At 40.3% G+C, this 24,923-nt stretch carries 30 protein-coding genes and 1 riboswitch; of the genes, 6 read left to right on the forward strand and 24 right to left on the reverse strand.

Features of this window, described 5'->3' with window-relative positions; genetic code table 11:
• Nucleotides 1-4: 4 nt before the first annotated feature.
• Genes AC3IPL_RS10660 through AC3IPL_RS10670 form a run of 3 tightly spaced genes read right to left on the reverse strand, consistent with a single transcriptional unit; the run spans nt 5 to nt 684 of the window.
• On the reverse strand, nt 5-283 hold the full coding sequence (locus AC3IPL_RS10660; RefSeq protein WP_489241011.1) for a helix-turn-helix domain-containing protein: 279 nt from the start codon (nt 281-283) through the stop codon (nt 5-7).
• Nucleotides 276-446: a hypothetical protein gene (locus AC3IPL_RS10665; RefSeq protein ID WP_489241012.1), complete on the reverse strand. Its 171-nt coding sequence runs from the start codon at nt 444-446 to the stop codon at nt 276-278. Before AC3IPL_RS10665 ends, AC3IPL_RS10660 begins: the two co-directional genes overlap by 8 nt.
• 22 nt (nt 447-468) lie before the next feature.
• Nucleotides 469-684 carry a helix-turn-helix transcriptional regulator gene (locus tag AC3IPL_RS10670; protein WP_489241013.1) on the reverse strand — a complete coding sequence of 72 codons (216 nt, stop codon included), beginning with the start codon at nt 682-684 and terminating at the stop codon, nt 469-471.
• Nucleotides 685-876: 192 nt separating this feature from the next.
• Here AC3IPL_RS10670 and AC3IPL_RS10675 point away from each other — a divergent pair, with 192 nt between their 5' ends.
• From AC3IPL_RS10675 to AC3IPL_RS10685, 3 genes are read left to right on the forward strand one after another with little or no spacing between them, the layout of a single operon-like run.
• Entirely contained in the window at nt 877-1,581 is a 705-nt protein-coding gene (locus AC3IPL_RS10675; protein WP_489241014.1) for a helix-turn-helix domain-containing protein, read from the forward strand.
• Nucleotides 1,582-1,584: 3 nt separating this feature from the next.
• Nucleotides 1,585-2,820, forward strand: a complete 1,236-nt coding sequence (locus AC3IPL_RS10680; RefSeq protein ID WP_489241015.1) for a tyrosine-type recombinase/integrase — start codon at nt 1,585-1,587, stop codon at nt 2,818-2,820.
• A gap of 10 nt (nt 2,821-2,830) precedes the next feature.
• Nucleotides 2,831-3,664 (forward strand): type II toxin-antitoxin system PemK/MazF family toxin, encoded by an 834-nt coding sequence (locus AC3IPL_RS10685; protein WP_489241016.1) that lies wholly within the window; start codon nt 2,831-2,833, stop codon nt 3,662-3,664.
• 220 nt (nt 3,665-3,884) lie between these two features.
• On the opposite strand, the gene guaA is transcribed toward AC3IPL_RS10685, so the two are convergent.
• From guaA to xpt, 4 genes are read right to left on the reverse strand one after another with little or no spacing between them, the layout of a single operon-like run.
• Entirely contained in the window at nt 3,885-5,426 is a 1,542-nt protein-coding gene (guaA, locus tag AC3IPL_RS10690; RefSeq protein WP_489241017.1) for a glutamine-hydrolyzing GMP synthase, read from the reverse strand.
• A gap of 13 nt (nt 5,427-5,439) precedes the next feature.
• On the reverse strand, nt 5,440-6,909 hold the full coding sequence (guaB, locus tag AC3IPL_RS10695) for an IMP dehydrogenase (protein WP_489241018.1): 1,470 nt from the start codon (nt 6,907-6,909) through the stop codon (nt 5,440-5,442).
• A 50-nt stretch (nt 6,910-6,959) separates the two neighbouring features.
• Nucleotides 6,960-8,228, reverse strand: coding sequence for a nucleobase:cation symporter-2 family protein (locus tag AC3IPL_RS10700; RefSeq protein WP_489241019.1), 1,269 nt, complete (start codon nt 8,226-8,228; stop codon nt 6,960-6,962).
• The gene (xpt, locus tag AC3IPL_RS10705; protein WP_489241020.1) at nt 8,228-8,806 is read right to left on the reverse strand and encodes a xanthine phosphoribosyltransferase; all 579 of its coding nucleotides are present in this window, start codon (nt 8,804-8,806) and stop codon (nt 8,228-8,230) included. Before xpt ends, AC3IPL_RS10700 begins: the two co-directional genes overlap by 1 nt.
• A 100-nt stretch (nt 8,807-8,906) precedes the next feature.
• Nucleotides 8,907-9,008, reverse strand: a riboswitch (purine riboswitch).
• A 237-nt stretch (nt 9,009-9,245) separates the two neighbouring features.
• Between xpt and AC3IPL_RS10710 the strand changes: the two genes are divergently transcribed.
• Both AC3IPL_RS10710 and AC3IPL_RS10715 read left to right on the forward strand, forming a co-directional pair.
• A complete protein-coding gene (locus tag AC3IPL_RS10710; RefSeq protein WP_489241021.1) occupies nt 9,246-10,400 on the forward strand; it encodes a YsnF/AvaK domain-containing protein in 1,155 nt (384 codons plus the stop codon).
• A 59-nt stretch (nt 10,401-10,459) separates the two neighbouring features.
• On the forward strand, nt 10,460-11,197 hold the full coding sequence (locus AC3IPL_RS10715) for a ZIP family metal transporter (protein WP_489241022.1): 738 nt from the start codon (nt 10,460-10,462) through the stop codon (nt 11,195-11,197).
• A gap of 8 nt (nt 11,198-11,205) precedes the next feature.
• On the opposite strand, the gene AC3IPL_RS10720 is transcribed toward AC3IPL_RS10715, so the two are convergent.
• Nucleotides 11,206-11,712 carry a YfbU family protein gene (locus tag AC3IPL_RS10720; RefSeq protein ID WP_489241023.1) on the reverse strand — a complete coding sequence of 169 codons (507 nt, stop codon included), beginning with the start codon at nt 11,710-11,712 and terminating at the stop codon, nt 11,206-11,208.
• A 227-nt stretch (nt 11,713-11,939) separates the two neighbouring features.
• On the opposite strand from AC3IPL_RS10720, the gene AC3IPL_RS10725 reads away from it, so the two are divergent.
• Nucleotides 11,940-12,527: a GNAT family N-acetyltransferase gene (locus AC3IPL_RS10725; protein ID WP_489241024.1), complete on the forward strand. Its 588-nt coding sequence runs from the start codon at nt 11,940-11,942 to the stop codon at nt 12,525-12,527.
• Nucleotides 12,528-12,564: 37 nt separating this feature from the next.
• Here AC3IPL_RS10725 and rpsR read toward each other — a convergent pair whose 3' ends face one another.
• The 16 genes from rpsR to rpmH form a co-directional block, all read right to left on the reverse strand.
• Complete coding sequence (gene rpsR, locus AC3IPL_RS10730; protein WP_489241025.1) at nt 12,565-12,807, reverse strand: 30S ribosomal protein S18; 243 nt, start codon at nt 12,805-12,807, stop codon at nt 12,565-12,567.
• Nucleotides 12,808-12,834: 27 nt separating this feature from the next.
• Nucleotides 12,835-13,362, reverse strand: coding sequence for a single-stranded DNA-binding protein (ssb, locus tag AC3IPL_RS10735; protein WP_489241026.1), 528 nt, complete (start codon nt 13,360-13,362; stop codon nt 12,835-12,837).
• Nucleotides 13,363-13,382: 20 nt separating this feature from the next.
• Nucleotides 13,383-13,673 carry a 30S ribosomal protein S6 gene (gene rpsF / locus AC3IPL_RS10740; RefSeq protein ID WP_489241027.1) on the reverse strand — a complete coding sequence of 97 codons (291 nt, stop codon included), beginning with the start codon at nt 13,671-13,673 and terminating at the stop codon, nt 13,383-13,385.
• A 109-nt stretch (nt 13,674-13,782) separates the two neighbouring features.
• Nucleotides 13,783-14,106, reverse strand: coding sequence for a hypothetical protein (locus AC3IPL_RS10745; protein ID WP_489241028.1), 324 nt, complete (start codon nt 14,104-14,106; stop codon nt 13,783-13,785).
• An 11-nt stretch (nt 14,107-14,117) separates the two neighbouring features.
• Complete coding sequence (gene ychF, locus AC3IPL_RS10750) at nt 14,118-15,218, reverse strand: redox-regulated ATPase YchF (RefSeq protein ID WP_489241029.1); 1,101 nt, start codon at nt 15,216-15,218, stop codon at nt 14,118-14,120.
• 13 nt (nt 15,219-15,231) lie between these two features.
• Nucleotides 15,232-15,420, reverse strand: a complete 189-nt coding sequence (locus AC3IPL_RS10755; protein WP_489241030.1) for a DUF951 domain-containing protein — start codon at nt 15,418-15,420, stop codon at nt 15,232-15,234.
• Nucleotides 15,413-16,306, reverse strand: coding sequence for a mechanosensitive ion channel family protein (locus AC3IPL_RS10760; RefSeq protein ID WP_489241031.1), 894 nt, complete (start codon nt 16,304-16,306; stop codon nt 15,413-15,415). Before AC3IPL_RS10760 ends, AC3IPL_RS10755 begins: the two co-directional genes overlap by 8 nt.
• A gap of 10 nt (nt 16,307-16,316) precedes the next feature.
• A complete protein-coding gene (locus tag AC3IPL_RS10765; protein WP_489241032.1) occupies nt 16,317-17,168 on the reverse strand; it encodes a ParB/RepB/Spo0J family partition protein in 852 nt (283 codons plus the stop codon).
• Entirely contained in the window at nt 17,161-17,919 is a 759-nt protein-coding gene (locus tag AC3IPL_RS10770) for a ParA family protein (protein WP_489241033.1), read from the reverse strand. The genes AC3IPL_RS10765 and AC3IPL_RS10770 overlap by 8 nt, the downstream gene beginning before the upstream one ends.
• 203 nt (nt 17,920-18,122) lie before the next feature.
• Entirely contained in the window at nt 18,123-18,974 is an 852-nt protein-coding gene (noc, locus tag AC3IPL_RS10775; RefSeq protein WP_489241034.1) for a nucleoid occlusion protein, read from the reverse strand.
• Nucleotides 18,975-19,007: 33 nt separating this feature from the next.
• A complete protein-coding gene (gene rsmG / locus AC3IPL_RS10780) occupies nt 19,008-19,724 on the reverse strand; it encodes a 16S rRNA (guanine(527)-N(7))-methyltransferase RsmG (RefSeq protein ID WP_489241035.1) in 717 nt (238 codons plus the stop codon).
• Entirely contained in the window at nt 19,725-21,596 is a 1,872-nt protein-coding gene (mnmG, locus tag AC3IPL_RS10785; protein ID WP_489241036.1) for a tRNA uridine-5-carboxymethylaminomethyl(34) synthesis enzyme MnmG, read from the reverse strand. It lies immediately after the preceding gene.
• 12 nt (nt 21,597-21,608) lie between these two features.
• Complete coding sequence (mnmE, locus tag AC3IPL_RS10790; RefSeq protein WP_489241037.1) at nt 21,609-22,988, reverse strand: tRNA uridine-5-carboxymethylaminomethyl(34) synthesis GTPase MnmE; 1,380 nt, start codon at nt 22,986-22,988, stop codon at nt 21,609-21,611.
• A 123-nt stretch (nt 22,989-23,111) separates the two neighbouring features.
• Complete coding sequence (jag, locus tag AC3IPL_RS10795; protein WP_489241038.1) at nt 23,112-23,855, reverse strand: RNA-binding cell elongation regulator Jag/EloR; 744 nt, start codon at nt 23,853-23,855, stop codon at nt 23,112-23,114.
• A 15-nt stretch (nt 23,856-23,870) separates the two neighbouring features.
• Entirely contained in the window at nt 23,871-24,218 is a 348-nt protein-coding gene (rnpA, locus tag AC3IPL_RS10800; RefSeq protein ID WP_489241039.1) for a ribonuclease P protein component, read from the reverse strand.
• 93 nt (nt 24,219-24,311) lie between these two features.
• Entirely contained in the window at nt 24,312-24,449 is a 138-nt protein-coding gene (gene rpmH / locus AC3IPL_RS10805) for a 50S ribosomal protein L34 (RefSeq protein WP_133452124.1), read from the reverse strand.
• Nucleotides 24,450-24,923: the final 474 nt, after the last annotated feature.

Consider the following 24,923-nt stretch of genomic DNA (forward strand, 5'->3'; position numbering starts at 1 on the left):
AACTTTACAGATACTTCTTGTGTTTACTTCTCAAAAACTCGCTAAACGTGTCTATGTGGACGAGTGTCATAGTGGCTGAAACGTCTGTACAGATACGACCTTTAAACTCTTCCATATCCTCCGCTTCTTTCAGAAATCTGTACGCTGTCGCCTTGCTGATATTGAATAGCTTCGGTAGTGTCGAGATTTTACAGTAAATCATCTTCACGGGTGCTACTTGTTCTTCTCTAAGTACACTGTTCTGCGGTGTCGGCTCTTCATGTAACTTAACGATATTACTCATTTGTTTGTCCCCCTTTGCTATCTAACTTCATCGCTTCGTAGGTGATAACACCCAGTAAGCTAAAATACATAATTGCTACGCTGTGCTGTCCTGTCATATCAAAGGTCTGTCCCAGGCTGTACACAATGATGAGATAAAGCATTGTTTTAATCATTGTCTTCATGAAATCACCTCCCTCAATGGCTTTATTTTTTAGCTTCAATCGTGAAGATCTCTTCAATCTCTACGCCCAAGGTGTCCGCTATACGTTTGGCAAGTTTAGGGCTAGGGTTACGCTTGCCGTTAAGTATTTGGCTCATGTATGATACGCCTACTTTAACTTGTTCTGCTAAAGCTGAAATATTATAGCCTTCTCGTAACATTGCTTGTCTAACTTCATTTGATTGCATAATAACTTTCATTTCTGACCTCCTAATTTGAAAACAAATCATTCAAAAATATTAATAATTGAACGTTTTGTTTACTTTATGAATAAACTTTACCATGCTAAAAAATATATTGCAACTTTTATTTGCAAAACTATAGATTTTTGAAATCAAATCATTCATAATCGAGTGTGACAAGTTAGCAAAAATTTTAGGAGGTATAAAAAGATGATTTTATGTACATTAAAGCATTACATGGAATTTCATCGTATTAATCAAAGTACTATATCTGAATATACAAAGATTAGTAGACCGACTTTGTTGCAATTAATAAGAAATGAAAATCAAAATATAAAATATGACACAATAGATGAGTTGTGTAGATTTTTCAATATTGGAATTAATGATTTATTAATTTATTCACCTGTATCAATAGAATTGATGGAGATTAAACATGATGAGTACATGGATACAATTGAAGTAAATAATGAAAAACATAGCTTAGAAACTATTGATTTAGTAGTAACATATAAAATTGATAATGATTTATATGAATTTAAATCTAACTTTCATCTATTTGATTTATATAATGAAAACTTTCTATTGCTCTTAACCAACACAATATCTAAAGATAGTTTTGAATTGTTAAATGAAAAAGGATTAGATACAAATTTCTTTAATTTATACAATGAACTATTCGAAGTGAAAAATAAGATATTAAATCAACTCTCTATAGAAGATAATAGAAATATTGACTTTCTTATCAATTTCGATATACAGAATGCACCTAATTTAGAAGAATTTGTAGAAGACCTTAAATTACTTCCTAAAACTCAACTAATTCAATTAAAAAAAGAAATCGATAAGCAACTAAACAATGCTGAATTTCTAAAAGAATTAAATGAGAATATTCGATTGAGAAAGGATTGGTAAAAAATGTGGTCAGAACAGTTCACAGACAAGCACGGGGACACTAAACACCGCTTCTATGAGAAGTATAAAGACCCTTTAACAGACAAGTGGAAGCGTGTATCTGTAGTGATGAACAAGGACACGAAGCCCTCACAGAAAGAAGCACAGAAGCGGTTAGAGGATAAGATTAAAGAGAAGCTGAATGATAGAACGCCATCAACACTTAAAAGCCTTACGTTCCACCAGGCGTGTGATGAATGGTTTAGCAACTACAAAATAATATCGGGGTCTAAACAGTCCACCATCGCCACTAAGTATTATAAGGTTGAACACATCAAGCGGAACGTGGATAAAGACATACTGGTTAAGAATATGACGGCTGAAACGTTCCAGGACTTCATCAATTCCACTTCCAACGACAATCTAAGCCATAAGGTCATCAAGGACGCTATGAGCATTGTTAGAAACATCATGAAGTACACACAGAAGCGTTATAACCTGGCTGATATATCCTACCTGGAGGACGTGACTATCCCTAAGCAAGCTAAGACCAGGGACGAGGTAAAGGCTAAACGTGAGAACTATTTAGAAATGTCACAGATCATGATGGTAGTGGATAAACTGAACGCACTCGCTGACGAGAAACGGGCGGGCTATATGAAGCGGTCATACCTGGTTACAGCCTATATAGTCGAGTTCATGGCTCTTAACGGTATGCGTATCGGTGAGTTACTGGCTATACAGCCTAATAACATCAACTTTGATAAACAGACGCTAGAGATAGACGGGACTATCCACTGGGTAGATGACGACCAGGGTCACGGTGTGAAAGACACGACTAAGACGGAAGCGTCCTATAGAACTATTTCACTGACCACTAGAAGCTGTGACATCTTGCGAAAAGTCATGCTAGAGAATAAGAAAGCGATACAGTGGGACAGCAACTATATAGATCGTGGCTTCATCTTCACCAATCACTACGGTAACCCTATGGCTCTTACTTCCGTCAATCGTAACATCAAGACGGCTGTAGACGACATAAAGGACGACCAGGGCAAGAAGATGATTAATAAGCATGTGACCACTCACACGCTAAGACATAGCCATATATCGCTGTTAAGTCAGTTAGGTGTGTCACTACGGGCTATTATGGATAGAGTTGGACATACAGACCATAAGACCACGTTACAGATATACAGCCATGTGACTGAACAGATGGATAAAGACATGATGGATAAATTAGAAGCGGTAAGCGGATAGGAGATTTAAAATGGATAAAAGAATTGAAGATTCTAGTAAGATTTTTGATATGCTATACAATACGAAAAAACTACGATATAACAGTTTACCTAATTGGCAAAAAACTACTGCTCATTGGCTAAAAATGGAACACGAGAAAAAAATTAGACATACTTATAAAATTTTTAAAAGAGGGACTATAATTTTTGTAGATTTTGGTTTAAATATTGGTCATGAATTTTCAGGCAAACATTTTGCAATAGTTTTAAATAAAGAAGATAAAAGATCTAATTCTATATTGACCGTAGTGCCATTAACTTCTAAGGAAAAAGATTATTATTTGCCTTTAGAGGATATAGTATTTAATAATGCAAGCAAAGTCCTTAATAATAATTTGGATAAAATAAACAATGATATTGAAATACTGTATGGACTGACATACAACTTTTTTGAAGAAATTTCACAAAAAGGAATACTACAAGAATTAACGGCTGAAAAGGAGGAACAAATTCAAAAATTAATTAGCAAAGTTAAACTTCCTCTTTCTCCTCAAGTATCAGAAGAAGAAAAAAAGTTATATGCTACTTTTAATAAAGTTGATCCTCACAATGTTTATAACTTAATGTATTCGCATATACAAACATCAGTATTAGCAGCTCAAGAAGATGTAACAGATTTAAAATTTATCATTGATCATTACAAAAAGTTCGATAAGCAAACTTACGCTTGTGTTAATAATATTACATCGATAAGTAAATTAAGAATAGGAAAAATGAATAGATTTGATCCTTCAGGTAAAATGGAGATTGATGAGAATAGCTTAAATTTATTAGATAACAAATTTAAAGAACTATTCACTTTATAATTGACTTAAAATATTATTCATCTTATTATGAATATATAGAGGCTTGCCCTCATCAAAATATTACATGAGATTAAATTCTCGAGAAAGCGGACATTAATTTGTCCGCTTCTTTTTTTAACTTTTCTCACACTCTGCCCTTTTTCTGCCCTTTTTCTTAAATTAAAACATCAAAAAAGACCCTCTAACCATTGCTGTTAAAGGGTTTCTTTATTTTTGAAATCTATTCCCACTCAATCGTGCTTGGTGGCTTACTTGTAATATCATACACGACGCGGTTAACGTGATTGACTTCGTTAACGATTCGGCTTGAGACTTTCTGCAGCACTTCCCAATCGATTCTAGCGAAGTCACTGGTCATACCGTCAATACTTGTTACAGCACGGACACCGATTGTATAGTCGTATGTTCTGTAGTCTCCCATAACACCTACCGAACGGATGTCAGGTAATACAGTGAAGTATTGCCAGATATCACGCTCAAGTCCTTCCTGTGCAACTACTTCTCTTAAAATAGCATCTGATTCACGGACAATCTCCAGCTTCTCTTCTGTGATTTCACCTAATACACGGATGCCGAGGCCTGGGCCTGGGAATGGCTGACGCCATACTAAATGTTCTGGAATACCGAGTTCGATACCTAAAGCACGGACTTCGTCTTTGAACAGTGTGTTGATAGGTTCAATCAGTTTGAACTGCATATCTTCTGGTAAACCACCGACGTTATGGTGTGATTTGATCGTTTGTGCCGTCTTCGTACCTGATTCAATGATGTCAGTGTACAATGTCCCTTGTGCTAAGAACTCAACGCCTTGCAGTTTAGAGGCTTCATCATCAAAGACGTAAACGAATTCGTTACCGATAATCTTACGTTTCTGTTCAGGGTCTGATACGCCTTTAAGCTTACTCATGAAACGGTCTTTTGCGTCCACGCGAATAATGTTCATATTGAAGCCTTCACCGAACTGCTTCATGACCATATCACCTTCTCCTTTACGGAGTAAACCGTGGTCAACGAAGATACAAGTCAGCTGATCACCGATTGCTTTATGCAGCAGTACCGCGACAACCGAAGAATCCACTCCGCCGCTCATCGCGCATAATACTTTTTTGTCACCGACCTGTTCACGGATCTTCTCAACTTCGATGTCGATGAAGTTCTCCATCGTCCATTCACCTGTGCAGTTACAGATTTTACGGATGAAGTTACGGAGTAAGTCATTGCCGTACTCTGAGTGTCGCACTTCCGGATGGAACTGGACGCCGTATAACTGACGTTCTGCATTTTCTACTGCTGCGTATTTACAGCTTGGTGAGTTCGCAATCATACGGAAGCCTTCAGGGATAGTGATGACTTTATCACTATGGCTCATCCAGACGGTCTGTTCTTCAGGCAGCATGTGGAAGAGAGAATGTGTTTCTGCGGTGATAATTGCTTTGCCATACTCACGTTCATTCGCACGTTCTACAGAGCCCCCGAGCAGTTTCGTCATCAGCTGCATACCGTAGCAGATGCCGAGAACCGGCACGCCTAAATTAAAGATTTCAGGGTCTACTGTAAATGAACCTTCTTCGTATACAGAGTTCGGTCCACCCGACAGGATGATGCCTTTCGGATTCATCTGTTTGATTTCATCGATTGAAATCTCGTGGTCATGCAGTTCGCTGTAGACACCCATTTCACGAATACGTCTAGTAATCAGCTGATTGTATTGACTCCCGAAATCCAGGACAAGAATCAGTTCTTGTTCTAATGCCATTTCCATGTATTATATCTCCTTAGATTGAATAATTAGGTGATTCTTTTGTAATCTGTACATCGTGCGGATGGCTTTCTTTCAATCCGGCACCTGTCATTTTGATGAACTGTGCTTCTTCGCGTAATGTCTGCAGGTCTTTAGAGCCGGTATAGCCCATACCGCTTCTAATACCGCCGATTAACTGATAGACAGTATCCTGCAGCGCCCCTTTAAAGGCAATTCGCCCTTCAATACCTTCCGGCACAAACTTCTTCGCTTCTTTGTCATCCTGGAAGTAACGGTCTTTAGACCCTTTCTCCATTGCACCTAGTGAACCCATACCGCGGTATACTTTGTACTGACGTCCTTGGTAGATTTCAGTAGCTCCAGGACTTTCTTCTGTACCGCCGAGCAATGATCCGAGCATGACTGCATGTCCACCTGCTGCCAGTGCTTTGACGATATCTCCAGAATATTTAATACCGCCGTCTGCGATAATGGTTTTGCCAAATTTTTTCGCTTCTGTCGCTGCATCATAAATCGCTGTAATCTGCGGCACACCGACACCTGCAACGACACGTGTCGTACAGATGGAACCAGGTCCGATACCGACTTTTACGACATCGGCACCTGCTTCTATCAATGCACGTGTGCCTTCAGCAGTCGCCACATTACCGGCAATCAATGTCACATCAGGAAAGTTTGATTTAAGCTCTGACACCATGTCAAGAACCCCTTTAGAATGACCATGAGCTGTATCAATCACAAGTGCGTCTGTTCCTGCATCGACCAAGTGTTTTGCACGCGTCAACGTGTCTTTAGCGATGCCTACTGCTGCTGCAACTAATAGACGGCCGTGATTATCTTTTGCTGCGTTTGGGAATTCGATGACTTTTTCGATATCTTTGATCGTGATTAATCCTTTAAGAACGCCGTTATCATCGACAAGCGGTAATTTTTCGATCTTGTAGCGCTGCAATAATTGTTCTGCTTCAGCCAATGTCGTTCCGACAGGTGCTGTCACTAAGTTTTCTTTTGACATGACATCGTTAATCGTCATTGAATAATCCTCGATGAATCGTAAGTCACGGTTTGTGATAATGCCGGCCAGTTTCATTTCAGTTTCATTGTTGACGATCGGTACTCCTGAAATACGATACTTACTCATTAAATGTTCTGCTGCAAATACTTGCTCTTCCGGAGTCAAGAAAAATGGATTAGTGATAACCCCGTTTTCTGAACGCTTAACCTTCTGTACTTCATCTGCCTGCTGTTCGATAGACATATTTTTGTGAATTACACCAAGACCGCCTTGGCGTGCCATCGCGATAGCCATCTTCGCTTCTGTTACTGTATCCATGCCTGCTGATAGAATTGGAATATTTAACTTCAGACGATTTGATAAAGCCACTTTTAAATCGACTTGATTAGGCAGTACGTCAGATTGACCAGGGATCAATAACACATCATCAAATGTCAGACCTTCTTTTTGAAACTTTGTTTCCCACATGCTGAATACCTCCATTTTTTTATTCTTACAATCTTTTTACTATCTTCTCATTATTTCATATAATCTGTCGTTTGTTGATTGTTTAATCCATTAAATAATAAATTCAGAATAATCGCTGTAAATGTGCCAAGAACAATACCGTTTTGTGTCAGCCACGCAAAATCTTCACCGAATTTGCTGAAGGCACCTGGTACTGTTGTAATACCAAGACCGATACCTACTGATACTGCAATAATCAGCAGATTCTCCTGTCTCGTAAAATCGATAGCTCCGAGCATTTTAACACCATACGCCATCACCATACCGAACATCGCGATCATAGCACCGCCGAGTACTGCTGCTGGAATAATTGTTGCCAGTGCTCCAAGCTTCGGAATTGAACCGCAGAATAACAGCAGTACAATCATCCCGTACATTACTTTATTGGATTTGACACCGGATAGTGATACAAGGCCGACATTCTGTGAATAGGCAGTATAAGGAAATGCATTGAAGATAGAACCGAGAATAATAGCCAGTCCTTCTGCACGATAACCTTTCGAGATATCTTTACGGCTCAATGACGTTTTTGTAATTTCACTGAGCGCAGAATAGACGCCCGTAGATTCAATCAGACTGACGATTCCTACAATAACAAACATTAAAATAGAACCTATCTCAAACTTAAAGCCGCTGAATCTGAATGGCTGCGGCAGGTCAAACCAATTGGACTGTCCGACAGCATCTGTATGAACAAGACCGAAGAAGGCAGCGATGATAGTTCCGATGACCAGCCCGAGCAATATTGCAATGGATTTGATGAATCCCGAAGACAGGCGGTGAATCAATAAGATAATCACTAAAGTAATGAAACCAAGCATGATATTCAGTGGGTCCCCGTAATGATCAGAACCTTCCCCACCTGCTAAGTTATTCATTGCAACCGGCATCAATGTAATCCCGATAATCGTTACGACACTTCCAGTCACAACCGGTGGAAAAATCTTAACTAAATATGAGAAAAATGGAGCAATTAAAACAATAATCACACCTGATGCAAATAATGAACCATATAATACATCGATTCCATGTTTCGAACCGACCATAATCATCGGTGTTACTGCAGTAAATGTACAGCCAAGTACAACAGGGAGCCCGATTCCGATTCCTTTATAGACTTGCAGGAATGTGGCAACCCCGCACATGAAAATATCAATAGACACTAGATAAGCAATTTCTTTCGGTGAGAAGTTAAGTGCTCCGCCGACAATAATCGGCACGATGATAGCACCGGCATACATGGCAAGTAAATGTTGAATACTTAATAGTAGGTTCTTCATTATTCTTCCCCTACTAATGTTACTTTGTTATTTTCAAGTGACGCGATTCGACAGAGACTCAGTACATCCAGTCCTTCTGAATGCAATCTGCTGCAACCTTGTTGAAAACTCTTTTCGATGACGATACCGACACCTGCACACTCTGCACCCGCCTGTTTCACTAAATCATATAAACCAAGTGCTGCCTCGCCGTTAGCAAGAAAATCGTCAATGATCAGCACGCGATCGTCCGGCGACAGAAATTTCTGTGAGATGACCACATGGCTTGTCTTATTCTTCGTATAGGAGTGGATATCCGTTGTGTAGACCGCTTCAGTTAGTGTTGAAGGGACTGCCTTTTTAGCAAACAGACATGGTACATCGAACGCAAGAGCAGCCATAATAGCGGGCGCAATGCCTGACGCTTCAATCGTCAATATTTTTGTAACACCTTTCTCCTTGAAGTATTCATAAAATGTCTGACCGACTTCTTTCATTAAATGGGCATCAATTTGATGATTCAAGAATGCATCTACCTTTAAAATCGAGCCATCAATGACAACACCATCTTCTTTTACTTTCTGCTGCAGCAATTCCACTTTGGTCCTCCTTAAACAAAAAACTCACCCTATTATAAAGAATAAGTGAGTAAAAAAAGAAAGTCCGAATCCACTTTCAAATATATGAAAGCAGACAATGGTCCATACTTCTATTACTCATAGTCACATCATTTACGGTAATGTGGTAGAAACTTTAAAGCCATATCCTTTATATTATATGAGTGTTTTTGATTTATTTTATCTTATGATAATAACAAAGTCAGCGCATGATATCAATAAGTAATCCCTATAATATAAGGGTTTCTCATGAAATCTGATGAATAAAAATTTAATTTCTATACAGATGAAATATAAAATTTTAATTTTTTAGTGTTTAGTATTTATAGTCCACGGGTATCTCTTAACTATCACAAGATAATTACATCGACACCTTAGAGCACGACAATCACATTTAAAGTAATTAGGAGGTAACGCTGAAATGAGAAACATTGAATCGTTTTCAAGCGAACAAGCATTGTTAAGTAGAATTGACAACTTGAAATCGCAAGGTGTCGCAGAGCGCGACATGCATGTTATTTCAAAGAATAAGCTTGAAGGTTCTGCATTGGATTATACAGATGTCCAGTACAAGAGCGCTGATGGTTCCTTTGGTGACAAAGTAGCTTCCTTATTTACTGGTGAAGATCCTCAGCATCGTGTATTTGAGAAATTAAATTTAACAGATGCCGAACAAGATCAGTATGTAAGAGAAGTTGAAAGTGGCAATATCCTATTATATGTAGACAATGATGCTACTTATAATGACAACACAGTAAACGCTGCACGTGATGATAGTTACGTGGAAGGCACACAAACGCGCCGTGACGGTTACACTAATGGTGTTGTCGGTGGTTATGCTAGTCAGGGCGATTTAAACTCTGATAACGGCCGTACCTTAAAAAACGAAAGTTATGATCATCCAGATGTTGGTACTACAGGTTTAAGTAGCAAACAAAGTCACAACTCTGACACAGATGCAGAGTACTCAACAAAGCACCGCGAAAATAATCTTAATAACAGAGAGGAACGAGTAGACATGAGAAACGAATTTGATAACAAAAATGATTTTGACAGAGTAGATAACGACCGCTTAGATAACAATTTAGTAGGAGGCCGTGACGGAGCATTTGATAACGACCGCCGCGACTACGAATTTGATGAAGATATTAAAAACCGTACTGATTTATCAGATGACGAAAAAATCCGTTTACATGAAGAGCGTATCCGGGTAGGTAAAGATGAAGTTCAAACTGGTGAAGTACGTATCGATAAAGACGTTGTTGAAGAACGTCAAGAATTTGATGTTCCAGTAAGTCGTGACGAAGTAACGATTGAACGTCGTCGTGTTGACGAAAGAGTAGACGGAGATGTTGACTTCGACCGTTTAGACAATGATACAATCCGTGTACCATTAACTGAAGAACGCATCAACGTTGAAAAAGAAAACGTTGTAGCTGAAGAATTAGTAATCAAGAAAAACCGCGTACAAGATACTGCACACGTATCAGAAACAGTACGTAAAGAAGAAGTTAATATCGATGACACTCAAAACCTTGATAACGATCGCTTCGATAATGATTTAGATCGTCGTTAATCAATATATTAATCATAACCTCGGGGGATAACCTTCGAGGTTTTTTGGAGGTTTTATAAATGGGCATGGCATTGTTATGGGGAATGGTCAGTGGTGGTGCTGTTCTATTAGGGGCTGTCATCAGCTTGTTAGTACATATTCCGAAAAAGCTTCTCGGTTTCATTATGGCCTTTGGTGTCGGTGTGTTGATCGGCGCTGCTACCTTTGAATTACTGCAGGAGTCTCTCGAAAAAGATGAAATTATGAACACCATCATCGGCTTTCTTGTCGGAGCTGTAACATTCACGGTACTAGAAACCCTTATTTCTAAAAAAGGCGGTAAACACCGTAAACGATCTCAAGTCCCTGATGAGAGCAGCGAGCAATCAGGTGGAATCGGTATCTTTATTGGTACTGTAATGGATGCTATTCCAGAATCCATTATGCTTGGTGTCAGTTTAATCGGTGGTAAAGGTGTCAGTATGCTGCTGTTGATTGCTATATTTATCAGTAATATTCCTGAAGGTCTGTCCAGTACGAAAGGGATGCTTCACGGAGGGAATTCAAAGAAGAAAATATTATTTTTATTTATTACAGTGACTGTTATTGCGGGGCTAAGCGCACTTGGGGGCTATATCTTTCTTGATGATGCCGATCCTAAAGTACTCGCCTTTATTTCCAGCTTTGCTGCTGGTGGGATTATTACGATGATTGGTGCTACTATGCTGCCGGAAGCATACGAAGAAGGCGGCGCAATGGTGGGATTAGTAACTGCGTGTGGCGTACTGACATCTGTACTACTTGATCATTTAAGTTAAGGAGTGGGCTAACCCACTCCTTTTTTACATGAGATAACATCCAGAATACGTGCAACTGCCTCACTAGAAAGAATGTCTTGTGCCTTATATTGCGTATAGATTTTCATCATCTTTCGGTAGTCATTCAAACAGCTCGGTTTCTGGTTCATAGTTCTGAACAGTGTTAAATCAAGGACGTCTTCATGTGCATTCACATGGTTTAAATAATGAAATGCATACTTGGCATGCTGCCATTCATTCTCATCCTCTGCATTGAAACCTATAAAATGACAGAACTGCTGCAGCGATGGATATTCTTTAATCGATTTTCCAATATGTACGAACATATGGACAATATTAATGACTTCTTCACTGACTTCCTGCGGGATACATTCATCACTCTGTGCCAGTTGTTCAAATACCGTGCCGTATTCAAAGACAATACCTTCCTTTATAATCCTCATTTGCTGCTGATAGAGTGCTGCGTTCACTGGATCAATCTTTTCAAGTAGCAGACAATTTTGAAATAAAATCATTCGACACATCCTGTCATCCATCTTTATCCTCCATTAGTCAGATTTAATTAAGACATGCAGTGATAAAGCCTCCGCTTCGACAATGTATCATTTTACACATTATCACCGTTATTATATTTAATTGACATTAAAGAATCAATAGATTTGTTATATTTTGTATGATTACAAACTATTTTGAATGCAATAGATGATATAATAGCTTAAAAAACTACGGAAGTGATTTAAAATTGAAATTCATTGATATCACGCCTCACTATTTCTTCGATGAAGCGATGGCACTATATGGACAGACGTTTCCTTATGAAATCAGGGAGAGTGAAGACGTTTTTTTAAACAGCCTGCGTATGGGTAGTGAACGTTATCATTTTGTCGGCATCAAGATAGATGATAGATTAGCTGCTTTCATTACTTTTCATATTGAGAAAGACCATCATGTCGGCTTTATTGTCTATTTGGTCGTACATCCTGACTTCAGAGGACAGAAGCTTGCTGCAAAACTCATAGCTTATGCTGAAGCCCGTATGCTGACTGTGGATGGCAGACTTGAAACAGTGATGCTGGAATGTGAAAAAGACGTATTCGGCAGCAGTCCTCTCGAAAGTTTCTACAACAAATTTGACTACCACTGTTATCCCATCTTCTATATGCAGCCTGGACTGCACGGTGATGCCTCTGTACCGATGAATCTGTTCATCAAGCAACTGCGTGACAGCAGCACAATATTTCTGGCCATCACGCAGATCTACATCGCTAAATACAATGAAGCCAACGGTATTTCGCTGACAACACTGCAGGACCATATCAGTAGAATGTAAAAAAAGACCTTGCAGCAGGGCTGCAAGGTCTTGAATTTTATTGTTCTTCTTTAACGTATGGTAATAATGCCATATGACGTGCACGTTTGATAGCTACAGTTAACATACGTTGGTATTTAGCTGAAGTACCTGTTACACGACGTGGTAAAATTTTACCGCGTTCAGAGATGAATTTTTTTAACATCTCAGCATCTTTGTAGTCGATATGTGTAATACCGTTTGCTGTGAAATAACAAACTTTTTTACGACGACGACCGCCTCTTCTTGGTCCACCTGCCATGATTGTTGCCTCCCTTACATTAATTTCTTAAAATGGTAAATCATCATCACTGATATCAATCGGTCCCGTTGCATTAGCAAATGGGTTGTTTGATGGCGCAGATGATGTATTATTCTGGTTTGATTGATTTTGGTTAGTGTTGTTAGATTGATAATTCTGACCTTGTGTCTGTCCACCGAATCCTGAGTCGTAACCAGAGTAGTCATCATTGGTATTCTGACGGTTCTGGTTCGCGTTTTTAGGTTCAAGGAACTGAACTGAGTCGCAGACGACTTCAGTCACGTACACTTTACGGCCTTCCTGATTATCATAACTACGAGATTGCAATCTGCCGTCAACACCGGCTAAGCTACCTTTACTCAAGAAGTTATTGACGTTCTCTGCCTGCTTGCGGAAGACAACACAGTTGATGAAATCAGCCTGGCGTTCTCCATTAGCATTTGAGAAAGTACGGTTAACTGCTAGTGTAAATGTGGCTACTGACACGCCTGATGGTGTAACTCTGTATTCTGGATCCTTTGTTAAACGACCTACTAATACAACTCGGTTAAGCATGCAATCGCCCCCACCTAATATTATTTTTCTTCTTCGCGAATGACAATGTGACGAATGATATCGTCATTGATTTTAGCTAAACGATCAAATTCGTTAGTCGCTTGATCAGTAGAGTTCACGCGTACGATTTGGTAGAAACCTTCTTTGAAGTCATTGATATCGTAGGCTAAACGACGTTTACCCCAATCTTTTGCTTCGATGATTTCTGCACCGTTTGAAGTTAAGATCTCGTTGAAACGTTCTACTAACGCTTTCTTCGCATCTTCTTCAATGTTCGGGCGTACAACGTACATAATTTCGTATGTTCTCATCTATTACACCTCCTTATGGTCTATGCGGCTTTACGATTTCGTAAAGCAAGGAATAATTTTCATTACTCACAATTGAAAATTATAGCATAGATTGCTACTGATTACAACATTAGTACAATACTTCATTCAACTTATAGACGACCATATCTTTGACATGAAATAACTTCGTATCTTTTGTCTTATAAAGGTAATCGTATAGATAATAATCACTGTCTTCAGGTTCTATTTCGTCGCAGCTGATGATATCTAAATAACGTATATCAGTATCTTTGTAGCTGATTTTGTTGTAAATGTTCTCATTCAATGTCACATGTTCGTCAGGCAGTACTGCCTGAACGACATAATAGTAAGTGACTTGATACATCTTTTCTTTGTGATCGTCAGACTTCGTAATGACTTTGATACTGTAGATAATCCGTTTTAAAGGCTGCATATAGTTCCTCCTTAGACGTTAAATCTAAAATGTACGACATCTCCGTCTTTCATCAAATAGTCTTTACCTTCAAGTCTTACTTTACCCGCTTCTTTAGCGCCGGTCATTCCATTATTTTCTACAAGATCCTCGTAGCTTACTGTTTCTGCACGGATAAACCCGCGTTCAAAGTCCGTATGAATAATTCCCGCACATTGCGGCGCTGTCATCCCATGTCTGAATGTCCACGCACGTACTTCCTGTTCACCCGCCGTGAAATATGTTGCAAGACCTAGCAGATGATAAGACGCTCTTATCAGTCGATCAAGACCTGCTTCTTCAATTCCAAGGTCCGCTAAGTATTCTTTTTTATCTTCTTCCTCAAGTGCTGCCAGTTCTTCTTCGATTTTGGCACTGATGACGATAACTTCAGAGCCTTCGTTATCTGCATAAGTTTTAATCGCTGTTAAATATTCGTTTTCTTCACCGCTGATTAAGTCATCTTCAGAGACGTTCGCTACGTAGAGCATCGGTTTAGCTGTCAATAAATGCATGCCCTTAACCAGTTTCAACTGCTCTGGAGAGAATTCAATACTTCTGACAGGACGTTCATTTTCAAGCGCTTCTTTGACGATCGATAACACTGCTTCTTCAGCCACTGCTTCTTTATCTTTCTGCTTGGCCATTTTCTGAACACGCGCATAGCGTTTTTCAACAGACTCTAAATCCGCTAGAATCAATTCCATATTGATAACTTCAATATCATCAATTGGATCGATCTTACCTGAAACGTGAGTGATATTCTCATCGTCAAATGCACGGACAACCTGACAAATAGCATCGACGTCACGAATATGCGATAGGAATTTGTTTCCTAATCCTTCTCCTTTGGAAGCTCCTTTAACGATACCTGCGATATCCGTAAATTCAAAAGCAGTCGGTACTGTTTTTTTCGGTTTTACCAGTTCAGTTAGACGGTCAAGGCGATAATCCGGTACTTCAACAATGCCCACATTGGGATCGATGGTTGCGAATGGGTAGTTTGCAGCAAGCGCCCCCGCTTTAGTGATTGCATTGAATAATGTAGATTTTCCGACGTTCGGAAGCCCTACGATTCCAGCTGTTAATGCCATGTATGTTTCTCCTTTAAGATTCGTCTCGTGACGAAATTATTTTTTTCATTTTTTTGTTGAACTCGTGTCTCGGCAACAGAACACTTCTGCCGCAGTTTTCACATTTAATTCTAATATCAGCGCCCAGACGGATGATTCGAAAAGCATTCGTACCGCAGGCATGCTGTTTTTTCATTTCTACAATATCATCCAGCTCATACATCTGTCGGACCTCCTTTTGGCTGATTATACATGACCATACGTGGAACAGGTGCTTTTATACCATGAGCATCCAGGAAATCCTTCAAGTCGCGACGCAATAATCGTGCAATTTTTGTATGGTTATTCGGTAAAGTTTCAGCAGCAACCTTAATGACTGCCTCCCCTGCTTTCACCATATCGACGCCTAATATTTCAGGCACTGCCGTCAACTCTTCATATTTCCCCTGCAACGATTCAAGATAAGGTTCCAGCAGCAGCTCTACTTTCTTCAGATTCTCATCACTTGAAACGGAAACTTCAAAGACAGCGACGGAATTATTCACTGAGAAGTTGACGATTTCGTTCATCGTGCCATTTGGCAATATAGTCAGCTCTCCAGTATAAGAACGAATACGCGTTGAACGAAGACCGATGGATTGCACGGTACCTTCAGCCACTGTTGTACCAGTCGTATTGATACGCACATAATCTCCTATGTCAAACTGGTTTTCAAAGATGATAAAGAAACCAGTGATAACATCCTTCACCAATGTCTGTGCACCAAAACCGATGGCAATACCAGCGACGCCTGCTCCTGCGATAATACTCTCTACTTTTATACCGAAATTGCTTAAAATCGTCGTAATCACAATAAACCAGACGACGTATGATGTGATGTTCTGGAGCAGTTTAACGAGGGTGATATCCCGCTTCTCTGAGTGCGATAAGTTAGAGCGTCGTCTTACATTGAAGAACTGTCCAATAAACTGATGAACCACTTTGATGATCACCATCGCAACAAGAATGGTAACAACAGCCCAGAATATATTTTTAAAGACCGCTGTCCATAGTTCCGGATCAGCAAAGGGCTTCAAAACTTCATGGATAAATTCATTGAAATCAATCATAGCTCACCTATCATCGTCCGGCATTTTCCAGCAGGGAGATTAGACGATTGAACTCTTCCTCTGATGTGAATTCAATCGCAATTTTACCTTTGTTACGCGACTTCGAAATTTCAACTTTTGTCCCGAAACATTCTTTTAACGTCTGTTCATGTTTCACGAGAAACTTCGGTTTAGCAGTCTCCTGTTTTACTTTTACCGGATGCTCACCGAGCGATTTGACGTACAGCTCCAGCTGACGCACGCTCATTGATTCAGCGATGACTTTAGCAGCGACAACGTGCATTGTATCAGCATCTTTCAGACTAAGCAGCGTGCGGCCGTGACCGCCGGAAATCTTTTTATCATTGATCAACTGTTTGATTTCATCAGGTAAGTTCAATAGACGGAGCATATTGGCAATATACGGTCGTGACTTACCGAGACGATCAGCGGTTTCTGACTGCGTTAAGTTCAAGTGTTCCATCATGACTTGATAACTCTTAGCTTCTTCCAGCGGATTTAAATCTTCACGCTGTAAGTTTTCAATGATGGCAAGTTCCATCATCTGCTTGTCTGTCAATGTTTTGACGATTGCAGGAATATCGTGTTTTCCTGCAATCTGACTCGCTCTGAAACGACGTTCTCCAACAACTATGTCATAACCTTTGACTGATTTTCTGACAACAATCGGCTGCAGTACGCCATGAATTTTGATGGATTCTGCCAGTTCATTCAGCGCGGTTTCGTCGAACTCTTCGCGTGGTTGATAAGGATTCGGGCGGATCTGCTCCAGGCGGATCTGTTCGATGAGTTCGTCTCCTTTGTTATCTTGAAACAAAGCATCGAGCCCGCGTCCTAATCCTTTTCCAAGTCCTCTAGCCATGACTGATAACCTCCTCTGCTAATTCGTTATAAGTTTTTGCTCCAGCAGAACGGGCATCATAGACGTTAATCGGCTGTCCATGAGAAGGTGCTTCAGAGAGTCGTACGTTTCTTGGGATAATCGTATCATATACTTTGTCACCAAAATGCGCGCGCACTTCGGACATGACGTCATTTCCTAAATTCGTCCGCGCATCCAGCATCGTCAATAGTACTCCTTCAATTTCAAGTCCTTGATTCAAATGTCGCTGAACGAGCTTAATGGTATTCAACAGTTGGCTCAAGCCTTCAAGGGCATAGTATTCACACTGCACAGGAATGATGATCCCTGTTGCTGCAGTGAAGGAATTGATAGTCAACAGACCAAGAGACGGCGGGCAATCGATAATGATGTAATCATAATCCTGTTCAAGTTCTTTGAATGCATATTTCAGGCGAACTTCACGGCTCATCGCTGAAACAAGTTCGATTTCTGCTCCTGCCAGTGCAATGTTGGCAGGAATGATCCATAGATTTTCCTGTTCAGTAGGAATCACTACTTTATTGATTGATACATCTTCAACCAGCATGTCGTACACTGAGTATTCCACATTATTTTTATCGATACCGACACCACTTGTTGCATTACCTTGAGGGTCTGTATCTACTAACAATACATTTTTGCCGAGTGCTGCCAGTGCCGCACTTAAATTCACAGATGTCGTCGTCTTGCCGACGCCGCCTTTCTGATTCGCTATAGCTAAAATTTTCATGTCACTCTCTCCTCGTTTCTATGACGGGCATATTCATAATACCGATTATATCAATTTTAGGCGTAAACTGCACAACCTAAAAATAATCTCATAGTCCCTGATAAATCCATCATACCAGCCATTCAAAAGCAGCGATGACTGAATAAAATAAAACAGACAGTCACGACGGATTGTCTGTTTTGAACTTACATGAACGTGAGCCGTTATTTGTTATCAGGATTTTTGAATACTTTAATTGAGATTTCGTAGAAGTTCTCATATTCTGTATCTTTACGTTTGACTTTAATACCACTTTTCTCAACTGCTTTGACACTTTCGCCGATTGTATTGAAGGCAAGTTTGAGGTCACGTGTAAATGCGATACGTGTCGGTTTGACATCTTCACCGCCGAGCATACGCTTGACGCGCTCTTCTGTCTGTTTGACATTCAGTCCCTGAGTTTTTATGATCCCGAGCATGTCCACTTGCTGCTCTGGTGTTAATGCCAGTAGACTTCTTGCATGACGTTCAGTAATCTGGGCTCTGCCCAGTGCATCAAGGATGGGCTGAGACAAGCGCAGCAGTCTGAGCTTGTTCGCAATGAACGACTGACTTTTGCCAAGGCTTGCAGCCAAATCCTGCTGTGTGATTCCATCAAGATCAAGCAGCTTCTTATAAGCTTCAGCCTCTTCAACCGCTGACAAGTTTTCGCGCTGAATATTTTCAATCAAAGCAATAGCCGCTGTCTGTTTATCATTCATCGGTTTGACGATGACCTCTGTCTTGACTGTATGATTTAATTTCAGAGCACGGAATCGTCGTTCTCCGGCGATGATTTCAAACATCCCTTCTTCAATTGGTCTGACAACAATCGGTTGCAGCAGCCCGTAGAATTGGATTGAATCTGCCAGCTCCTGTATTTTCTCTTCATCGAATACTTGTCTCGGTTGATAGCGGTTCGGTACGATGCGTTCTATCGGCAGCACAATGACATTACCTTTTTCACGTTCGCGGTCTATGACCACATCTTCTTCCTTATCACGTAATCCAAATAATTTAGAAAAGGGTTTCTTCACTACAATCGACTCACTTTCTTAAATCGTGTCATTTTATTTCATAATCGGTTCTTTGTTAGGTGTACCAGGTTTTCTCGGATATTTCTTAGGTGTCTGTCTACGCTTTTCGATATCGACTATATAACGTGTACTCTCTTCCATCGGCAAGGTGAATTGATGATTCGCCACGACTTCCCCGCCTAATATATTGACAGCAAACAGTCCTTCGTCTATCTCTATCTTACCTTGTGCACCTTTCAATGCCAGAAAATGTCCGCCTTTTTTGACGAGTGGAAGACAGAGCTCACTCAGCACAGATAATCTTGCGACAGCACGTGCTGTCACAACGTCAAACTGTTCACGCTGCGGTGATTTTCCGAATGTCTCAGCCCGGTCATGAACGAAATGAACTTGTTCAAGATTCAATTCTGCTGCCAGATGGTTAAGAAAATTAATACGTTTATTCAAGGAATCGACTATCGTCAGTTTGATATGCGGAAACAAAATTTTAAGAGGGATACTTGGAAATCCGGCACCCGCACCGACATCACATAACGTCTCAATTGATTTGAAATCAAAATAGAATGCAGGTGTCAACGAATCAAAGAAGTGCTTCAAATATACCTCTTCTTTTGCCGTCACAGCTGTTAAATTAATTTTCTCATTCCACTCTACTAAATTTTTATAGTAGATTGCAAACTGTTTTTGTTGAGTTTCAGTTAATTCGAACCCTTTTTCAGCTAAATTATTAACAAATTGTTGTTCGTTCATCTAGTTCACCTTTGCGATTTTACCTTGTTCAATATAGACAAGGAGAATGGATATATCTGCTGGATTAACCCCGGAAATACGTGATGCCTGGCCGACGCTGAGTGGTTTGACTTCTTTCAGTTTTTGACGGGCTTCTGTCGCTAAACTATGAATCGCATCATAATCGATGTTCTCTGGAATTTTTTTGTTTTCCATCCGCTTCATCTTCTCAACTTGCTGCAATGATTTTTGAATATAGCCTTCATATTTGGTCTGTATTTCAACTTGTTCAGCCACTTCATCATCCACTTGTTTGTCATCATCCATCAGTTCGATGATGGATGCATAATCCATTTCTGGACGGCGCAGCAGATCAATCGCTAATATGCCGTCTTTAAGTACAGCACCACCATGAGATTCAATGATTTTCTGAGTTCGTTCGGATGGTTTAATGCGGTAGTTCGACAACCGGTTGATTTCCTCGGAAATAGCGTCAAGTTTCAGCTGGAATTTAGCATAGCGCTCGTCAGAAATAAGTCCGATGCGGTGTCCTAGTTCAGTGAGACGAATATCTGCATTGTCATGACGAAGCAGCAGGCGGTATTCCGCACGACTCGTCAGTAGACGGTAAGGTTCATTTGTCCCTTTAGTGACAAGATCATCAATCAGCACACCGATATATGCATCCGCTCGTCCTAAAATGACGGGTTCATGATTCAATACTTTGGCTGCAGCATTAATACCAGCCATCAACCCCTGACCTGCCGCTTCTTCGTAACCAGAAGTGCCGTTAATCTGTCCCGCTGTAAAGAGTCCGTTGATCTTTTTAGTTTCAAGTGTCGGCCATAGTTGAGTAGGCACGACTGCATCGTATTCAATCGCATAACCTGCACGCATCATATCAGCATTTTCAAGTCCAGGAATCGATTGCAGCATTTGACGCTGAACATGTTCCGGCAGGCTGGTAGACAATCCCTGCACATATACTTCTTTCGTGTTGCGCCCTTCTGGTTCAAGGAAGATCTGATGACGCGGTTTATCGTTGAAACGGACAAATTTGTCTTCGATTGAAGGACAATAGCGCGGTCCTGTTCCTTTGATCATACCGGAATACATCGCAGATAAATGAAGATTGTCATCGATGACTTGATGCGTTTTATCATTCGTATAAGTCAGCCAGCATGGCAGCTGATCAAGTATATATTCTGTTGTTTCGTAGCTGAACGCACGTCCGACATCATCGCCCGGCTGTATTTCAGTTTTGGAGTAATCAATAGTACCCCCGTTAACCCGCGGCGGTGTCCCTGTTTTAAAACGCACAATATCAAAGCCAAGGTCACGTAAATGATCAGCAAGTGTGATAGATGGCATCTGGTGGTTAGGACCTGATGAATATTTAATATTACCAAGGATGATTTCACCGCGCAGGAATGTGCCGGTAGTCAGAACCACAGCATCTGCATAATAAGTAGTCCCGATGACAGTTTCTACACCTTTTACTTGACCGTCTTCAATAATCAGACGCTCAACCATGCCCTGCATAATATCAAGATTATCCTGATTTTCTATAACTTCCTTCATTTCCTGCTGATACAATACTTTGTCTGCCTGAGCACGGAGTGCGCGGACCGCAGGACCTTTACCTGTATTTAACATACGCATTTGAATATGTGTTTTATCAATCGTTTTGGCCATTTGGCCGCCTAGTGCATCAATCTCACGGACGACAATTCCTTTTGCAGGTCCACCGACAGACGGATTACAAGGCATAAAAGCGACTGAATCTAGACTAATCGTCAGCATCAGCGTTTTTGCACCTTTACGAGCAGAAGCAAGCCCTGCTTCTACGCCTGCATGACCGGCACCGACAACAATTACATCATAATGTTCCAACTTATTTCCTCCTTATTTACCAAGACAGAACTGACTGAATAACTGATCAATCAAACTATCTGACACTTCTTCTCCAATGACTTCTCCGAGTAGTTCCCATGTTCTAATCAAATCTATTTGTACGATATCAATCGGGACACCTGCTTCTGCAGCTGTCATAGCATCGTTAATGGTTTGTTTAGCTTGCTTCAATAAGCTGATATGTCTTGCATTTGACACGTACGTCATGTCCTGCGACGCGACCTCTCCTTGGAAGAACATTCTACTGATTTCCTCTTCCAGTGCGTCAATACCACTTTGTGACAGCATAGATGTATGAACGACAGGCACATCGCCGACCATTTGTTTTACTTCATCCAGATCAAGCTGCTGCTCAAGGTCAGTTTTGTTAATAATGACAATGACATCTTCGTCTTTAATCAAGTCGGCCAGCTGATAATCGCTTTCTGTGAGCGGCTCATTATAGTTGAGCACATATAGAATTAAATCCGCTTTTTTTAGTGCTTCTCGACTGCGTTCCACACCAATCTTCTCGACGATATCTTCAGTTTCACGAATACCTGCTGTATCTACCAGTCTGAGGGGTACGCCGCGGACATTGACGTACTCTTCCAGTACATCACGTGTCGTTCCTGCAACTTCTGTGACAATCGCCTTGTTGTCTTGAATCAAATTATTCAACATTGAACTCTTTCCGACGTTCGGTTTACCGATAATAACCGTCGATAGTCCTTCGCGGAGTATTTTGCCCTGCACACCTGTCTGCAGTAGGCCGTCAATCGCTGAATCAATCTTCTCTGCTTCACTTAACAGAAACTGCGTCGTCGCTTCTTCAACATCATCATATTCTGGATAGTCGATATTCACTTCAACCTGCGCCAATATTTCAAGGATTGATTGTCTCAGTCCTTTGATCATTGTCGACAGCCGGCCCTCTATCTGGTTCATCGCGACTTTGCTCGCGCGGTCTGTTTTAGAGCGGATGAAATCCATAATTCCTTCTGCCTGAGACAAATCAATACGGCCGTTCAAGAAGGCACGTTTTGTAAATTCACCGGGTTCAGCCATACGTGCACCGTTTGATAACGTCAGTTCCAAAATACGGTTGACCGTCATAATACCACCGTGGCAGTTAATTTCAACGATATCCTCACGAGTAAATGTTCTCGGGGCTCGCATGACCGCGACCATCACTTCTTCTATGATGTTACCGGAGACTGGATCAACAATATGGCCATAATTGATCGTATGACTCTGAACATCACTCAATGAAGTCTTTCCTTTATATAGACGATCTGCAATCGTCACCGCTTCTGGTCCGGATAGCCTGACGATAGCTATCGCACCTTCACCCATCGGTGTTGAGATGCTCGAAATTGTATCAAAATCCATAGTATCTCCTCCATCATAGTCATTTGTTGATTGTAGAACGAACGACTAAAAATTAAAATCAATATGCTTTGAATAAAGAGATTAACTCTAAAAACAAAAGTTTTTAGAGTTAATTCATTAATGTTATCTAGCTTTTATCACTAAATATCTGTTAGGTTCTCGTCCTTCAGAATGAGTTTCAATATCTTTCATACCAGCCAGCACTTGATGCATAATTTTGCGTTCATAGTTCGGCATCGGATCAAATCTGACAGTACTGCCCGTCGCTCTTGCTTTGCCGGCCATATTCAGCGCCAATGTCTGCAGTGTTTCTTTTCTTTTAGCACGATAATTCTCGATATCGAGCGTAACGATAACAAAACTTTTTTGAATATGCTGGAAATAAGTCTGAGCAAGCACTTGCAATGCATTCAATGTTTGTCCTCGTTTACCGATAATTCTAGCAGCGTCTTGTGAAAATAACTCAATGGTAATTTCGTTACCTTTAATATGACACGTACTATCGACTGTAATACCCATCGATTGAATAATCGCCTCTACATAAGCTGCTGTCTTCTCTGCATTGTCCGGCAGTCTGCGCCGTGCATCTGATAATACCGGTACTTCGTCAGCAGCCTGCTGTTCAGCTTCCGGCTCAACAAAAGGTTCTTTCGCAGTGATTAATTCATCTAATGAGGTCAGCTTTTTGAGCACTGGATCAATAACGATTAAGTTGACTTCTGCATTCTGCTGTCCAAATCCGAACAATCCTTTTTTCCCTTGATTGATCACTTCAATTTTCACTTGGTTTTCTGTGATATTCATATCACTTAACCCTAACTGAACCGCTTCTTCTACTGTTCTGCCTGTGAAACTCTTCTGCAGCACAAGCACAGCCCCCTTCTATTTAATACGTTTATTGAATCCTTTGGCAATTTTCATCACGTGTTCAAGACTGCTGTTAATTTCATCTACAGACATGTCGTTGGCTGGTTTTCTTGCAATCACGATAAAATCTGCTGGAATGATATCTTCCTTATGTTTTGTGAAACTTTCTCGGATAGACCGTTTAATGCGATTTCTTACGACGGCATTTCCCAACTTTTTAGACACTGATATTCCCAGCCTGAAATGATCCTGCGTGTGGGAATCATAACGATAAACGATAAACTGACGATTCGCGACTGACTTGCCGTGCTTATAAATCATCTGAAAGTCTTCGTTTTTCTTAATTCGATATTTCTTTTCCACTGTCTCCACTCACTTCCAGGCCCGCATTTTATACAATTATACTAGATGAGACCCCCGTTTTAAACCAAAAAAAAGACCACTGCGAGAGTGATCTTAAGCTGATAATACTTTTCTGCCTTTACGACGACGACGTGCAAGAACTTTACGTCCGTTTTTAGTGCTCATACGTGCACGGAAACCGTGAACTTTACTATGTTTACGTTTATTTGGTTGATAAGTACGTTTTACCACTTAGGACACCTCCTATTAAATTGATTCATCTATGTTTCACTTTTTATGTGATTGACAATAACTACTGAAGTATAACAAATTACATTCCACCTTGCAACTACTAAAAAGATGGAAGCATCAAAAAAGTTATACACTTATCCACATCTTAATTTCACTGAATTGTGGATAATTAAAAATGAATGTCTGAACTATTCACAGTCATCTCACGGGTAACCCACAAATCCACAAGTTGGTATAAAGAGTGCTGTGACTTTTGATAACTTTGTGGATAACTATATAAATTGATTGATATTATTGCATTTATTTGATAATATTTTGTTATATTTCGTGTGAAAAACTATGCACTTGTATTTATTTATCCACACATTGTGAATAAATTGTGGATAAATATTCACACCCTGTGCTTAAAATTATACACAATGTATGATGCTGTGTATAACTTCCGAAAAAATTTTAATGAGAAAGAGGCACAAT

The organism is Macrococcus sp. GL_134, from assembly GCF_057834705.1.